We start from the raw sequence: 14,669 nt of genomic DNA, 5'->3' as shown, positions 1-14,669 counted from the left end.
CGGCATGCAGTGTCGGCCCACCAGGCTCACTGGCAGAAGGTGCCGCCATGCCGGCGCGGTTCGAGATCGAGATGGAAATGCAAGGCATGGTCGGGGTCGGCGCCTGGTCCGAGCACGGTCTTGAACGGTCCGCACGCGGCCTTGCGCACGGCGTTGAGGAATTTCGCGTCCTTTTCCGGCGGCGCCGGGCCGACTTCGATCTTCTTGCCGTCCGACAGCGTGAAGCTGGCGATGTCGAGCGCGTTGCCGAAGGCGTGTTCCGACAGTTTTCTCGTGCCGTGGCGCGGCCGGCAGACAAAGGCCGATGCCTGGCCGATCGATTGCAGATCCGCGCCGAATTCGGCTTTCGCCGCCGGCTGGATGACGCTAGCGGCGAAACGCGCCGCCGCTTCGGCCATCGGGCAATTGAGCTCGGTGCCGGGGCCAATGGCGATCGACTTGCCGAGTGTCTTCAGCACGATCGGATAGGGGATCGAGCAGCCGATGTCGGGATTGCTTTCTGCCTTGTGTTCCTCGAATTCGACACCGAGCGTCTTCAGCCGCTCGCGGCAAGCGACTTCCTCGTCGGGCATCTTCTCGTCGGGGAAATCGGCCGAGCGCGGGTCGGGCAGCATTTTCTCGTCGCTTGCATCCGCCGGCTTTTGCGGCGGCTGCGGGGTGACGGCCGGCGGCTCAACCTCGGGCTCCACGGTCCCAGCCTTTGGTGGTGGCGTCGGCGCCACGGAAGGCGGCTCCGGTTCGTTTTCCGTATCGGCCGATGGTTCGGGGCGCGCCGGCTTTTTTTGATGCGACTTTTCTTCATTGAGCCGGTCAGCCGCTCCGCCGGTCTTTGGAGCTTGCGTCTTCAGCTCGTCCTTCTTTGAAACGTCGGCCTTCTGCGCGTCTAGGGGACGTGGCTCCGGCACCGGAACGTCAGCTGGTGATGTCAACGGATCCTGCGTTTTCTGCTGTATCTTTGTCGGGCCCGGCGTGACGTGCTGAGAGCCCCGGCGTTTCAGCCGATGCTTGCCCCGCGGTTCCAGCGGCTGGTCGGCACGCAGCGACATCGACTGCTCCACCTGGGGCTTGTGGTGCCGGTGCCGATGTCTCGCGTCGGCGGGCGTAACAAGCACAGCCGCGATGGCTACGACCAGTGCAATCCTGCAGGTTTGGGAAAAGACAATCGACCCCATGGCCGTCAACGGCGCGGACGCAAGGAGGTTGCCTTGGCCCCATCACGAACGGTAACCGCGATGTTACGCGCCGATCGCTTCCAGCCCTTCCTCCAGCCAGTCGGCAAGCAGCGGCATGCCAAGCAGATACTTCGCCGTGCGTTTGTTGGCGCGTTCGCGCGCCGCGGCAAGCGCATCCGCCCATTCGGTGCCATCGTAGTCGCCGCGACCGATCCAGGCCAAGGCGATGAGTTCGGCTGCCTCATCGACATTGAGGTCGTTGATCAACTCACGCAGTTCTTCCTCGGTGAGGTTTTCGGAACTTTCCTCGGCGAGGCCGTCATGATGGTGGTTGGCATGGGCCTCGCCGTCGAGTTCGACCTCATGCTCGGCGCCACCGGCATAGTCTTCATTGACGGCCGCACTCAATGCCTTGGCCTTGAGGATGAACAGGCGCACGGTGTCGGGGCCGATCGAAAGCTCCCAATCCTTTTCAAGGCGCCGCTGCACATTCCGTCTCCGTCAGGTCGTTTGCTTGAATGATAGCGGATTTGCAGCATCCGTCACCTGATGTTCTCCGATATGCTTTTTTTCCGGGATGAAACCGAGGGCGTCCGGCGTTAGTGTTGCATTCTCACCCCTCAAGGAGGCTTCGATGCATAAAAGAATGCTGATCCAGGCGGCGACTGCCCTTGTCGCACTGCAGTTCCTTGCCGTTCCGGTGTACGCCGCCGGCAGTAGCGGCGGCAGCGACCAGACCGTGACCCAGTGCAAGAAGGGCCAGGTCTGGGACAAGAAGAAGAAAAAGTGCGTCGCACCCCAGGAAGGCATGCTGGATGACGACAGCATCTATGATGCCGGGCATTCGCTGGCGCTGGCCGGGCGCTATGACGAGGCGATCGCCGTGCTCAGCCTCGCTGCCAACAAGCAGGATCCGCGCATCCTCAATTATCTCGGCTATTCGCACCGCCATTCCGGCCGCGTCACCGTCGGCCTCGGCTATTATGAGGAAGCGCTGCGCATCGACCCCAACTACACGCTGGTGCGCGAATATCTCGGCGAAGCGCATCTGCAGATCGGCGATCTGGCCGGTGCCCAGCAGCAGTTGATGGAAATCGAGAAGCGGACCGGCAAGGGTTCGCGCGAATACGGTATGCTGTCCGAGCAGATCGACCATTTCATGCGGAGCTGATTTCGGCGCCCAATATTTCTCAATCCGGCCGCGAGCGATCGCGGCCGGATTTTTTGTTGCCGGCCATCGCCGGTTCGCATCTGCCGCGACAGCATTTGCGAAAGCAGCGACGGCATTTGTGAAAGCCGGAGAACATTTTCGCAAAACCGATTTTTGGGCGTGAAAAACCCGCGAAGATTGCTATATTCAGGGAAATTGCGGTGAAACGGTTCCGTTAGCCCGAGGCTCTCGGACCGTTTTCTTTTTGTACCCATCGACAAGGCTTTCCCCGAAACGCGGGGGTGGCAGCAGGAAAGGTCAGGCATCATGAACAAGGTCCCGATGACAGGCGAGGGGTTCGCGTCATTGAAGGAAGAGCTGCGCTGGCGTCAGCAGGAAGAGCGGCCGCGCATCATCGAGGCGATCTCCGAGGCGCGCTCGCACGGCGACCTTTCCGAAAATGCCGAATACCATGCCGCAAAAGAGGCGCAGAGCCTCAATGAGGGCCGGGTCAACGAGCTTGAGGATTATATCGCGCGCGCCGAAGTGATCGATGTCAGCAAGCTCAGCGGCGACAAGGTCAAGTTCGGCGCCACCGTGGTGCTGGTCGACGAGGACACCGAGGAAAAGAAGACCTACCGGATCGTCGGCGACCAGGAAGCCGACGTGAAGTCTGGCCGCATCTCGATCTCCTCGCCGATCGCGCGCGCGCTCATCGGCAAGGAAGTCGGCGACGCCATCGAGGTCAACGCGCCAGGCGGCGCAAGGGGTTACGAGATCGTCCAGGTGCAGTTTATCTAGGGGTCCGAAGCGAGGGCCTTTGTATCAATCCCAAACGCCCCGCTGCCCCTCATCTGGCCGCCGCCATCTTCTCCCCGTGAACGGGGAGAAGGACGCCTTCATCAATGATTTCGCCAATTTCTAACGTTGCAAGGAAGGCGTCGGGCGTTGCGGCCGGCTTCTTTCTCCCCGTCACTATACGGGGAGAAACGCCCGGCAGGGCAATGAGGGGCAGCGTCAGCGTTTCCGATTGAATTGATTGAATAAAATCAATCTGCGTTAACTTGACCAAGCGCCTGGCGCTCCAGCAGCCTCTCTGCCTCCGCTACCGCTTGCCCCGGCGTTACATGTTCCCCGGGTGCGGCCAAAAGCGTTGACGCGTATGGCCCGCGCGGCCCGGTCAAACCCGGCTCGGTGGCAAGAAAAACCGCAACCGTCGGCAGGCCGAAGGCGCTGGCGAGATGGGTTAGCCCGGTGTCGGCGCCAATGACGAGCGTCGAGCGGCCGATGATCGCGGCGATGTCGGAGAGCGGCGATTTGGGCACCACGACCGTTGACGGAATGGCTCCAGCGATCGCTTCGGCGACGGCCTTCTCGCGCTCGTTCGACCATGTCGTGACCGGCGTCGTTTCCCTTTCAACCAGCAGACGGGCGGTTTCGATCCAGTCTTGAACCGGCCATTTCTTGTCTTCGCGGCTCGTGCCGTGCAGCAGGAAGGCGATTCTGCCACTGATGCCGGCCAGATTGCCGGGTGGCGGGACGATGCCGGAGGCCAGCCTCGAAAGATCGGGCTGGTAGCCTAGCGCCAGCCCGAACAGCCGCCGCGTGCGTTCGATGGCGTGCAGGTCGCGCGGCACGGCGTAGGTGACGTCGTAGACCAGCGACGCAGAAGGTTCGCGCGCGCTCGACCGGTCGAAGCCGGCGATCGGCGCACCGGCCTGCCTGGCCACCAGGGCTGATTTCAGCAGTCCCTGCGCATCGATGACGAGGTCGTAGCGGCAATCGCGCAAGGTGCGGCGCAAGGCGGCCGCTTCGCGCCATGTGCCGCCGTCGAGCAATGTCTTGCGCCAGCGCCGGATCGCCACCGTGTGGATCCTGTCGATCGCCGGATGCAGCGCCACGATGCCGGCGAATGCCTCTTCCACGCACCAGTCGAAGGATATGTCGGGCCTGACAAGGCGGGCATCCTCGACGGCCGGAAAGGTGTGGATGACGTCGCCCATCGACGACGTCTTGACGATGAGGACCTTCATGCGGCTGCCGGGATTTCCAGCAGGCGTTTCGCCGCCGCCACGACCTGCTCGACTTCAAGCGTCTTCAGGCAGTTGAGGTGGCCGAGCGGACAGACCTTCTGGTGGCAAGGCGAACAGGGCAGGCCGAGCCAGACCAGTTCGCACCGTTCCGCCAGCGGCGGCGTATTCTGTGGCGAGGTCGAGCCGAAGACGGCAACGATCGGCGTGCCGACTCCCGCCGCGACATGCATCAGCCCGCTGTCGTTGGACACCGCCAGCCTTGCCGCCGAGATCAGGTCGATGGCGTCCTCCAGCCGGGTCTGGCCAGCGAGGTCGACAACGCCGGGGGCGAGGGCGGCGATCTCCGCCGCCACGTCGCGGTCGTTCTTCGAACCGAACAGCGCGACCTTCAAACCCTTCGCCATGAGATCACGGGCAAGCCCGGCATAGCTTTCGCTCGGCCAGCGCTTGGCCGGGCCGAACTCGGCGCCGGGCATCAGCGCTGCGAATCTCTGGGGCGCGAGCCCGAAGCGGTCGAGCAGAGCGGCTTGGTTCTTCGCGTCAACGGTCAGGCGTGGCGGCCGGAAATGGCCGCCCTGGGCGAGGCCGAAATAAGCCTGCGCCGTGCGTCGTTTGACGCTGTCGGGCAGCGGCACGATGTCGGTCAGCAGGCCGTAGCGCATTTCGCGCAAATAGCCGAAACGCCGCGGAATGCGGGCAAAGAACGGGATCAGCGCCGATTTCCAGCTGCCCGGCAGGACATAGGCCATGTCGTAGCGGCCGCGCAGCAGTCGGCCAAAACGCCGGCGAATGGTGAATTCCAGCGCGCCGGGCTTCAGCGGAAAGTCGATCTGCTGGCGGATTTCGGGCATGCGCTTGACCAGCGGCGCGGCCCAGGCCGGCGCCAGCACATCGATCGCGGCGTTGGGATGAAGCTCTTTCAGCGCCGAAAACAGGCACTGCGCCATCACCATGTCGCCCACCCAGCGTGGGCCGATCACGAGGATCGTTGGGCTTTCAGCCATTCGACATAGTCTCTGACACCGGTTTCCACTGTCCGGAATTGGCCATTGTAACCGACCGCGCGCAAACGGGACATATCAGCTTGCGTAAAGCTCTGGTAGCTGCCCTTGAGATGGTCGGGGAATTCGATGAATTCGATCTCGCCCTTGCCCAGCGTGTCGATGACGGTTTCGGCAATGGCACGGAAGGGCTGGGCGCGACCGGTGCCGCAGTTGAAGATGCCGCTCGATCCGCGCTTCCACAGCCACAGATTGACGTCGGCGACGTCGCCGACATGGATGAAATCGCGGCTTTGCTCGCCCGGTCCGAAGCCATCATAGGCGCCGAACAGTTTCGGGTTCTCGCCCCGCTCGACCTGGTTGAATAGGTGGAAGGCGACCGAGGCCATGGCGCCCTTGTGCGCCTCGCGCGGACCGTAGACGTTGAAGTAGCGCAAGCCCACAACCTGCGCATGATCGGTGTCGAAGACGGTGCGCCTGACATAGTCGTCGAACAGCTTCTTGGAATAGGCATACACATTGAGCGGTCGCTCGAGCGCCGGGTCTTCGCGAAATTCGGCGCCGCCGCCATAGACGGAAGCCGAGGAGGCGTAGAGGAAGGGCACGCGCAGCGCCTGGCAGGCATGCAGCAACCGTTTCGAGAAGGCGTAGTTCACCTCCATCATGAACTTGCCGTTCCACTCGGTGGTGGTCGAGCAGGCGCCCTGGTGGAACACGGCCTCGATGCGGCCGAACGAGCCAGCCTCCATACGGCCCAGGAAATCGTCCTTGTCGAGATAGTCGGCGATGCGCAGATCGGCGAGATTGGCGATCTTGTGGCCATCGGTGAGGTCGTCGACGACGAGGATGTCGTCATGGCCTTCGGCATTCAGCGCCGCGACGATGTTGGAGCCGATCATGCCGGCGCCGCCCGTGACGATGATCATGTTGTTGGCCCTGATACGCGTTTCACTTGCCGATTCCGGCCCTTATAAGGGAGGCAGGGTGGGCTGTCGATAAAGCAGGCAGCGAAGCGGATGTCACAGTGGCGCCGCAAAGCTTCCGCTTCAGTCGGTTTGTGCCACCCGGGACGATCGTGAGGGACAGAAGAATGCCGTCGACCGAACTGCTCATCGCGTTTTTCGCCACCACGGCGATCTTCGCCTACATTCCCGGCCCGGCCATGCTCTACGCCGCCGCGCAGACGATGGCGCGCGGCCGCTGGTCCGGCCTGACGGCAGCACTTGGCATTCATCTGGGCGGCTATGTGCATGTCTTTGCCGCTGCCGCGGGCCTGTCGGTGCTGTTTCACGCCGTGCCGCCGCTCTATCTGGCGGTCAAGCTGGTCGGCGCGCTCTACCTGATCTGGCTCGGCGTTTCGCTGTTCCGCAAGCGCGTCGAGGGCGACATGGCGCTGCCCGCGATCGAGCGGAAATCGGCGCGGCGCGCCTTTTTCGAGAGCGTCACCGTCGAGGTGCTCAATCCCAAGACGGCGATCTTCTTCATGGCCTTCCTGCCGCAGTTCATCGATACCTCGGCGGCGCTACCGGTCTGGCTGCAGTTCGTCGTGTTGGGCACCATCGTCAATCTGATGTTCTCTTCGGCCGATATCGTCTGCGTGTTCTTGGCCGGTGCCGTGATCGGCTGCTTGCGGCGTTCGAGCCGTGCACAGCGCCTGATGCAGCGGGCCGGCGGGGCGGTGCTGGTCGGGCTGGGTGTCCATGTCGCCCTGCAGAAGACCTGACCGCCCGGCCATCGTGGTCATGGCCAGCCGTTGCGCTGCGTGGATTTGCGGTATATCGGCTTCGCCATGAACGAACCGGCCCTTCAATTGATGATTACCCGCAAGGTTGAAATCGGCCATTTCCACGCGTTGCCAGTGACATGATCAAGCACAATCCGCCTTCTCCCGAACCCCTGCACCGCGCCATCGCACGGTTTGGCCAGGCCACCGTGCTGGTGGTCGGCGACTTCATCCTCGACCGGTTCGTCAACGGCGTCATCGAGCGGATCTCGCCGGAAGCGCCGATCCCGGTGCTGCACCGGCGCGGCGAAACCTCGACTATGGGCGGCGCCGGCAATGTCGTCGCCAACATCGTCTCGCTCGGCGCATCCGCTGTTCCCGTGTCGGTGATCGGCACTGATGCTGCCGGTGACAATCTCGTGCGCATGCTGCGCGAACTCGGCGCTGACACAGCGGGCCTCGCGCAGGCGCGTGGCCGCATGACCTCGTCGAAGAGCCGCTTCAGCGCGCTCAACCAGCAGGTGCTGCGCTTCGACGAAGAGGAGATCAAGCCGCTCGATGTTGCGGAGCGCGACGGTCTGATCCGGCATTTCCGCGCGGCGCTGACGCGCGCCGACATCGTCGTCCTGTCCGACTATGGCAAGGGCATATTGCTCGACGGCGTCGCCGGCGACTTGATCGCCATCTGCCGTGAGGCGGGAAAGCCGGTGCTTGTCGATCCGAAGGGCCGCGACTATGCGCGCTATGCCGGAGCGACCGCCATCACCCCCAACCGCAAGGAGCTTGGGGAAGCTGTCGGCCATGCGGTGTTCGCCGATGACGAGATCGTGGCGGCGGCACGCCAGCTGATTTCAGCGCATGGCTTCGATTTCGTCGTGGCGACGCGCAGCGAAAAGGGCATGAGCGTGGTCGACCCGACCGAGGCGCGCCATATCGCCACCCAGGCGCGCGAAGTGTTCGACGTTTCGGGCGCCGGCGACACGGTGATCGCGAGCTTTGCATTGGCGCTGGCGGCCGGTGCCGACCCTGTCTCGGCGGCATCGATCGCCAATGCTGCCGGCGGCGTCGTGGTGGGCAAGCGCGGCACCGCGCGGCTGACGGTCGAGGAACTCACCGGTGCGCTGTTCCGTTCGCACGGGCCGACCGCCCACAAGGATGCCATCCTCGACGCTACGTCGGCCGCGCGCATGGTCGCGGCGTGGAAGGAGGAGGGCTTGAGCGTCGGCTTCACCAATGGCTGCTTCGACATCCTGCATGCCGGCCACGTCAGTCTCTTGCACGCGGCGCGCAGCCAGTGCGACCGGCTGGTGCTTGGCCTCAACAGCGATGCTTCGGTGCGACGGCTAAAGGGCGTCGGGCGGCCGGTCAACGACCAGCATGACCGCGCCTGCGTGCTCGCCGCCCTTGCCTCGGTCGATGCGGTCGTGGTGTTCGAGGAGGACACGCCCTTGGCGCTGATCGAAGCGCTGCTGCCCGACATACTGGTCAAGGGCGCCGATTACACGATCGACACCGTGGTCGGTGCCGAAGTGGTGCAGAAGTCGGGCGGCCGCGTCGTGCTGATCGATCTCCTCGCCGGCAAAAGCACCACCAACACCATCGGCAAATTGCGTGCCGGTGGCACCACAAGCTGAGGAATTCATGTCTGACCTGAACGACTACCTGGTCCGCTCGGCGGCCGCGATTTCCGCCATGGTCGAGCGCGACCTGACGAGCGAGATGGAGCGGGCGGTGAGCGCCATCGTGACGGCTCTTTCACAGAGCAAAGCCTTGCTGATCTGCGGCAATGGCGGCTCGGCCAGCGATGCCATCCACATCGCCGGCGAACTGGTCGGCCGCTTCCTCAAGGAGCGCAAGGCCTACAATGTCATCGCACTCCCGGCCAATGCCGCTGTGCTGACCGCCTGGGGCAATGACTATGGCTTCGACACGGTGTTTTCGCGCCAGGTCGAGGCGCATGGCTCGGCGGGCGGCGTGCTGCTGGCAATCTCGACCAGCGGCAATTCGCCGAGCATTCTCGCCGCTGCCGAGCAGGCGCGGATGATGGACATGACGGTGATCAGCCTGACCGGCGACACCGGTGGCAAGCTCAAGCCGCTATCGGACATCCTGCTCAACGTGCCCTCGACCTCGACCCCGATCATCCAGCAGGGGCATCTGTGCCTCTATCATCATCTGTGCGAAGTGGTCGAAGCGCGTCTCAGCAATGGCTGACGGGACCTGATCGTGAAGCCCGAACCCTATCCGCTCCAGGAGCCCGGACTATGGGTCGAGCGGATCGATAGCAGGTTTTTTCCGACCGGTACGCCTGCGCTGTTTCTCGACCGCGACGGCACCATCAATTTCGACACCGGCTATCCCGATGACCCGGCCGAAATGGTGCTGCGCGAGGATATCGCCGCTGCGATCGGTGCCGCCAATCGGGCCGGCATTCCCGTCATCATCGTCACCAACCAGTCGGGCATCGCGCGCGGCTACTACGGCTGGAGCGATTTCGCCGCCGTCAATGGCCGCGTGCTCGACCTGCTGCGCGCCGACAACGCGTTCGTGGATATGGTCCTTGCCTGCGCCTATCACGAGGCGGGCGAGGGGCCGCTTGCGATCGCCGATCATCCGATGCGCAAGCCCAATCCGGGCATGTTGCTGGAGGCGGCCAAATGTCTCGGGCTCGATCTGCAGCGATCGCTGATCGTCGGCGACAAGCCGGCGGACATGGAGGCGGGACAACGCGCCGGACTTTTGCAGGGCTGGCTGGTCGACGGCGAAGCGGCCGTTCAATCGGGCTTTACAGTCCAGCCCTGGCGCGACCACGAGGATCTGGGTGGCCTGCTCGCCGCAATAGCGGCACTCGGCGCTATGTCGGGCTAGAGCAACTCCGGGAAAAGTGTGAAACGGCTTTCCGTCCGGAATTGCATCAAAGCAAGGTGGGCATAATTCCGAAAGTGGAATTTGGCCTCAAGTCCGATCGTTGTCTCGCGAAGCTTCGTAAAGCTTGGCCTCGGTGGCGAACGAATACACCATCACCATCATCGAATAGACGAAGCCATGCCGGCCGCAAAGGAAATAGCGCTTGGCCAGGTAGAATTTCAGGAAGTTGCCGAGCGGCGACAGGACCAGCCTTATCAAGCCTGGCTTCTTGCCTCTCTCGACCAGCGTGGCAACCTTGAGGCTGGAGTAGGTGTTGGCCCTTGCCAGATCCTCCGCGACAGTCATTTCGCGGCGATGCAGCAACACGCCATTTTCAATCGTACCGGTTTCGCCCGGCACCTCGAACGATTCATGGACCCGCAGGTCAATGTCCATGGTGGCCTTGTCGCGGCGGAACAGACGCAGCAGCCTGTTGTGCAGCACCCAGCGGTGCGCATAGCCATAGCCTTTCAGCTTGTCGCGGCGTCTTACGAACCATCCGTCGATGGCCTCGTTCTGAGGCTGCGTCACGGTCACGATCGACCGCCTGAGCAGGTCGTCGACGGCCTCATCGGCTTCAATCGAAAGGCACCATGGCTGCGTGGCTTGATCAAGCGCGAATTGCCGCTGACGTGGGAAACCCGGCCAATCGTTGTGAAACAGCCTTATCGGGTAGCCCTTGGCGATAAACTCCTGAATGACGACCAGGGTGTTATCCGTCGAACCTGAATCGACGACGACGATGTCGGCGCAAAAGTCGACGCTCTCCAGGCAGGGGCCGATCATGTCGGCTTCGTTCATGCAGATGATGAGCGCCGAAACCGGGCTAGAAAATCGAGTCATGATCCCACTCTACAGCACACTGTTCTGTGAAATTACGCTGCTTGCGCCATCAGTTGTTACGCAATCGCTGTCGAAAAACCCGTCACACTTTCCTGAAATTGCCTTAGGAAACCAACAAAGCGGCCACGTCCGGCAGAACGCTCCGGCTTTCTACACCAGAGCCTGTCGAATGCGAAAGCGGCCCTGGTATGGCGAAGCCGGGAATTCGCATCGAGCGGGGACGATGTGGTGCTGCCGTCGACCAGCCTCAAGGCTGTGCAAACGAGACCAGCCCCTCGTCCTTTACCCGGCGGATGGTGAGCGCGGTGCGCACCGTGTCGACATTCGGGGTCGAAGTCAGCTCCTCGATGACGAAGGTTTGGAAGGCCCCCAGGTCGCTCGCCACGCAGTGCAGCAGGAAATCGGATTCCCCCGATACCATCCAGGCGTCGCGCACGATCGGCCAGCCGCGGGTGCGCTCTGCAAAGGTGCGCAGTTCGGCGTCGGCCTGGTGATGCAGGCCGATCAGGCAGAAGGCAACGACATCGAGGCCGAGCGCCGGCGCGTTGAGCAAGGCGCGGTAGCCGCGGATGATGCCGGCTTCCTCCAGCCGCTTGACGCGGCGCAGGCACGGCGGCGCCGAAATGCCAACGCGGTTCGACAGTTCGACATTGGTCATGCGCCCATCGGCCTGAAGCTCGCGCAGGATCTTCCAGTCGATGGCGTCGAGATCGGCCTTGAGCGGCATGAGGGCTCTCGATAAGTCAGGGCAATACGCAAGAATCTTGCGTGATCTTGTAATTAAACGACTTCGCTGTCCATTCCATCCCTCGCTCGGAATATTTCGGCCGATCAAAGTGGCGACAGGGGTGCGACAAAGCTTTCCGGGGACGAATGCCAACCTGCCTTGCTGGCGCCGTGGGCAACACTTACATTACGCGCGATATCGACGAGTTTTCCATGCCGCAATTGCCGGCAGCCCTCCGCAGAGGCTTCCAGATGACCACCAAGCACGCGCCCGTTCTCATTATCGGTTCCGGCCCCGCCGGCTATACGGCAGCGGTCTACGCCGCCCGCGCCATGCTGAAGCCGATGCTGGTCGCCGGCCTGCAACAGGGCGGCCAGCTGATGATCACCACCGATGTCGAGAACTATCCCGGCTTCGCCGACCCCATCCAGGGGCCGTGGCTGATGGAGCAGATGCTGAAGCAGGCCGAACATGTCGGCACTGACATCATCAACGACATCATCACCGAGGTCGACCTCAATGTGCGGCCGTTCCGCGCCAAGGGCGATTCCGGCACCACATACACCGCTGACGCGCTGATCATTGCCACAGGTGCGCAGGCCAAATGGCTGGGCATTCCGACCGAACAGACCTTCATGGGGTTTGGCGTCTCGGCCTGCGCCACCTGCGACGGCTTCTTCTACCGCGGCAAGGATGTCGCGGTGGTCGGCGGTGGCAATTCGGCGGTGGAAGAGGCACTCTACCTGTCGAACCTCGCCAAGAGTGTGACGGTCATCCACAGGCGCAGCGATTTCCGCGCCGAGCGCATCCTGCGCGAGCGGCTCCTGAAGAAGGACAATGTCCGCGTCATCTGGGACACGGTCGTCGACGAGATCACCGGCCGTCCCGGCAAGGCGCCCTTGCCGCCTTCGGTCGAAGGGCTGAAGCTCAAGCATGCGGTGACCGGCCAGGAAACGCATCTCAAGGTCGACGGCGTGTTCGTGGCCATCGGCCACGCGCCGGCGGTCGAACTGTTTGCGGGCAAGCTGAAGCAGAAGCCGAACGGCTATCTGTGGACAGCGCCGGATTCGACCCGCACCGACGTTCCCGGCGTGTTCGCGGCGGGTGACGTGACCGACGACATCTACCGCCAGGCGGTGACTGCGGCGGGGCTCGGCTGCATGGCTGCTCTCGAGGCGGAGAAGTATCTGGCCGGCATCGAAGTGCACCGCGAAGCGGCGGAATAAAGAGTTCAGAAGGCGACTTAGAAACGCCGTGTAAAAGCCTGATTTTTCATTCAGACGCCAAAACAGAACGAGGGGTAGCATGGCGTTGGACTGGGACAAGCTACGCGTGTTTCACGCTGCGGCGGAGGCAGGGTCGTTTACCCATGCGGCCGAGACATTGCATCTGTCGCAATCGGCGATTTCGCGGCAGGTCAGCGCGCTCGAACATGATGTCGGCGTGCCGCTGTTCAACCGCCACGCCCGCGGGCTGGTGCTGACTGAGCAGGGCGAAATGCTGTTCCGCACGGCGCATGACGTGCTGATGAAGCTAGAAACCATCAAGTCGCGGCTGACCGAGACCAAGGATCGCCCGTCCGGCGTGCTCAGGGTGACGACCACCGTCGGGCTGGGCGCCGGCTGGCTGACCGAGCGGGTGCAGGAGTTCATCGAGCTCTATCCCGAAATCAGCCTGCAGCTGATCCTCGCCAACGAGGAACTCGACCTCACCATGCGCCAGGCAGATTGCGCCATCCGGCTGCGCCAGCCGCAGCAGCCTGACCTGATCCAGCGCCGCCTCTTCACCGTGCACTTCCACCTCTATGCTTCGCCCACCTATGTCGCCAAGCACGGCAAGCCGGCTTCGGTGGCCGAGCTTAAGAGCCATCGCATCGTCACCTTCGGCGTGCCGGTGCCATCGCATCTGTCGGAGCTGAACTGGCTGGAAACGATTGGCGATTTCGAAGGCGGACAAAGGGTGCCGACGCTGCAGATCAACGACATTTTGTCGATCAAGCGCGCGGTGCAGGGTGGCGCTGGCATCGCCATGCTGCCGGACTATGTGATCAGCAAGGACTCCGACCTGGTGCAATTGCTGCCGGAGACCGAGGTGCCGTCCTTCGACACCTATTTCGCTTATCCGGACGCGATGAAGAACCAGGCCAAGCTGCATGTCTTTCGCGATTTCATCATCGCCAAGGCGCGTAGCTGGTCTTTCTGATCCACCCCTGGCGTTCGACTTTCTGGTCTTCATCCAGTTCTAGAATCACCCCCGCCAGGGCGTCAGCCGCGGCAGCCAGCCGGGCACGGCGCGGCGATAGGCCTCGTATTGCGCGCCATAGCGGCGGGCCAATGTCGGCTCCTCGTAGAGCCGGACGAACGACACCATGGCGATCGCGCCGATGATCGCGTAGGCGGTAAGCGTCCAGCTCGAGAACAGCAGCGCCTGGCCTAGGATGATCGACAGCACCGCGACATACATCGGGTTACGGACATGGCGGTAGATGCCGCCGACCACCAGTCTCTCGGTCGGTGCAACCGGAGCGGGCGTGCCGAGCCCCTCGAGCGCAAAGCGGCCGAAGGCATGCAGCAGTGCAGCGATCGCAGCGACGATCAGGAGCCCGCCAACAGGCACAAAGCCCGGCAGGCTCGACCATGGCAAGCCCCAGCGATCGGTCAACAGCCAGGGCACCAGCCCGGCAACCACGCCGGGTGCGGCGATGAAGAACGCCGCGCTGCCGGCGATCGCCGAAAACGTCCGCATTGGGTGCTTCCTCCCTGACTGCCTGATAAATGAACGGCTGCTGCCTGCTTCCACATCATTGCGCGGTTTTGGCATTTGGGCACAGAAATCGATCGCAATTGGCGATTCTGTAGTGAGAATCGCGCCTCCGTACGCTCCGTTTTGCTGATTTTGCTGGTCCTATTGGTCTCGGATATGGGTTAGACCACAGCCTGCGTCTTTTTGCATGCGTGTGTTGCAAAATAGATGCTTGTTTCTTGGGCATGATGAGCACATATATAGATCATCTCCTGGGCGCGTTCTCCTCCCATTAGCGCCCTAGAGTGTTCCCCTCTGGAGGTTAGCCTTAACAGGCACTTCCAATCAAACTCAGCCGGATCTTCGTTGAT

Annotated in this window: 17 protein-coding genes; 8 read left to right on the top strand and 9 right to left on the bottom strand. The window is 62.9% G+C overall.

Features of this window, described 5'->3' with window-relative positions; all coding sequences use genetic code 11:
* Nucleotides 1–26 precede the first annotated feature (26 nt).
* Complete coding sequence (locus AC1D08_RS21005; protein WP_457154808.1) at nucleotides 27–1,046, bottom strand: extensin-like domain-containing protein; 1,020 nt, start codon at nucleotides 1,044–1,046, stop codon at nucleotides 27–29.
* Between the two features lie 189 nt (nucleotides 1,047–1,235).
* Nucleotides 1,236–1,661: a DUF3775 domain-containing protein gene (locus AC1D08_RS21000; RefSeq protein ID WP_184874603.1), complete on the bottom strand. Its 426-nt coding sequence runs from the start codon at nucleotides 1,659–1,661 to the stop codon at nucleotides 1,236–1,238.
* Nucleotides 1,662–1,806: 145 nt separating this feature from the next.
* Here AC1D08_RS21000 and AC1D08_RS20995 point away from each other — a divergent pair, with 145 nt between their 5' ends.
* Together AC1D08_RS20995 and greA are read left to right on the top strand one after the other, a co-directional pair.
* Nucleotides 1,807–2,343: a tetratricopeptide repeat protein gene (locus AC1D08_RS20995; RefSeq protein ID WP_095090919.1), complete on the top strand. Its 537-nt coding sequence runs from the start codon at nucleotides 1,807–1,809 to the stop codon at nucleotides 2,341–2,343.
* Between the two features lie 306 nt (nucleotides 2,344–2,649).
* Nucleotides 2,650–3,123, top strand: coding sequence for a transcription elongation factor GreA (gene greA, locus AC1D08_RS20990; RefSeq protein WP_095090920.1), 474 nt, complete (start codon nucleotides 2,650–2,652; stop codon nucleotides 3,121–3,123).
* Nucleotides 3,124–3,172: 49 nt separating this feature from the next.
* Here greA and AC1D08_RS20985 read toward each other — a convergent pair whose 3' ends face one another.
* From AC1D08_RS20985 to rfaD, 4 genes are read right to left on the bottom strand one after another with little or no spacing between them, the layout of a single operon-like run.
* Complete coding sequence (locus AC1D08_RS20985) at nucleotides 3,173–3,394, bottom strand: hypothetical protein (protein ID WP_477300443.1); 222 nt, start codon at nucleotides 3,392–3,394, stop codon at nucleotides 3,173–3,175.
* Nucleotides 3,372–4,355 carry a lipopolysaccharide heptosyltransferase I gene (waaC, locus tag AC1D08_RS20980; RefSeq protein ID WP_457153560.1) on the bottom strand — a complete coding sequence of 328 codons (984 nt, stop codon included), beginning with the start codon at nucleotides 4,353–4,355 and terminating at the stop codon, nucleotides 3,372–3,374. Before waaC ends, AC1D08_RS20985 begins: the two co-directional genes overlap by 23 nt.
* Entirely contained in the window at nucleotides 4,352–5,359 is a 1,008-nt protein-coding gene (waaF, locus tag AC1D08_RS20975) for a lipopolysaccharide heptosyltransferase II (protein WP_457153559.1), read from the bottom strand. The genes waaC and waaF overlap by 4 nt, the downstream gene beginning before the upstream one ends.
* Entirely contained in the window at nucleotides 5,332–6,282 is a 951-nt protein-coding gene (gene rfaD / locus AC1D08_RS20970) for an ADP-glyceromanno-heptose 6-epimerase (RefSeq protein WP_095090923.1), read from the bottom strand. Before rfaD ends, waaF begins: the two co-directional genes overlap by 28 nt.
* 164 nt (nucleotides 6,283–6,446) lie before the next feature.
* Between rfaD and AC1D08_RS20965 the strand changes: the two genes are divergently transcribed.
* The 4 genes from AC1D08_RS20965 (at nucleotide 6,447) to AC1D08_RS20950 (ending at nucleotide 9,947) form a co-directional block, all read left to right on the top strand.
* Complete coding sequence (locus tag AC1D08_RS20965; RefSeq protein WP_457153558.1) at nucleotides 6,447–7,079, top strand: LysE family translocator; 633 nt, start codon at nucleotides 6,447–6,449, stop codon at nucleotides 7,077–7,079.
* 140 nt (nucleotides 7,080–7,219) lie between these two features.
* Complete coding sequence (rfaE1, locus tag AC1D08_RS20960; protein ID WP_457153557.1) at nucleotides 7,220–8,713, top strand: D-glycero-beta-D-manno-heptose-7-phosphate kinase; 1,494 nt, start codon at nucleotides 7,220–7,222, stop codon at nucleotides 8,711–8,713.
* A gap of 7 nt (nucleotides 8,714–8,720) precedes the next feature.
* Entirely contained in the window at nucleotides 8,721–9,293 is a 573-nt protein-coding gene (locus AC1D08_RS20955) for a D-sedoheptulose-7-phosphate isomerase (protein WP_457153556.1), read from the top strand.
* A 12-nt stretch (nucleotides 9,294–9,305) separates the two neighbouring features.
* Nucleotides 9,306–9,947: an HAD-IIIA family hydrolase gene (locus AC1D08_RS20950; RefSeq protein ID WP_457153555.1), complete on the top strand. Its 642-nt coding sequence runs from the start codon at nucleotides 9,306–9,308 to the stop codon at nucleotides 9,945–9,947.
* Between the two features lie 87 nt (nucleotides 9,948–10,034).
* Here AC1D08_RS20950 and AC1D08_RS20945 read toward each other — a convergent pair whose 3' ends face one another.
* Both AC1D08_RS20945 and AC1D08_RS20940 read right to left on the bottom strand, forming a co-directional pair.
* Complete coding sequence (locus AC1D08_RS20945; protein WP_477423895.1) at nucleotides 10,035–10,829, bottom strand: glycosyltransferase family 2 protein; 795 nt, start codon at nucleotides 10,827–10,829, stop codon at nucleotides 10,035–10,037.
* Between the two features lie 247 nt (nucleotides 10,830–11,076).
* A complete protein-coding gene (locus AC1D08_RS20940) occupies nucleotides 11,077–11,556 on the bottom strand; it encodes an Lrp/AsnC family transcriptional regulator (RefSeq protein WP_095090929.1) in 480 nt (159 codons plus the stop codon).
* 251 nt (nucleotides 11,557–11,807) lie between these two features.
* Between AC1D08_RS20940 and trxB the strand changes: the two genes are divergently transcribed.
* Both trxB and AC1D08_RS20930 read left to right on the top strand, forming a co-directional pair.
* Nucleotides 11,808–12,782: a thioredoxin-disulfide reductase gene (trxB, locus tag AC1D08_RS20935; RefSeq protein ID WP_457152230.1), complete on the top strand. Its 975-nt coding sequence runs from the start codon at nucleotides 11,808–11,810 to the stop codon at nucleotides 12,780–12,782.
* A gap of 79 nt (nucleotides 12,783–12,861) precedes the next feature.
* Nucleotides 12,862–13,758, top strand: a complete 897-nt coding sequence (locus tag AC1D08_RS20930) for a LysR family transcriptional regulator (protein ID WP_184874593.1) — start codon at nucleotides 12,862–12,864, stop codon at nucleotides 13,756–13,758.
* 45 nt (nucleotides 13,759–13,803) lie between these two features.
* On the opposite strand, the gene AC1D08_RS20925 is transcribed toward AC1D08_RS20930, so the two are convergent.
* On the bottom strand, nucleotides 13,804–14,301 hold the full coding sequence (locus AC1D08_RS20925; RefSeq protein ID WP_457152231.1) for a methyltransferase family protein: 498 nt from the start codon (nucleotides 14,299–14,301) through the stop codon (nucleotides 13,804–13,806).
* Between the last annotated feature and the right edge of the window lie 368 nt (nucleotides 14,302–14,669).

The organism is Mesorhizobium sp. P2_E6 (assembly GCF_056403835.1).
Note: the sequence above shows the minus strand (reverse complement) of the source record. Positions and strands in the feature narration are given on the sequence as shown.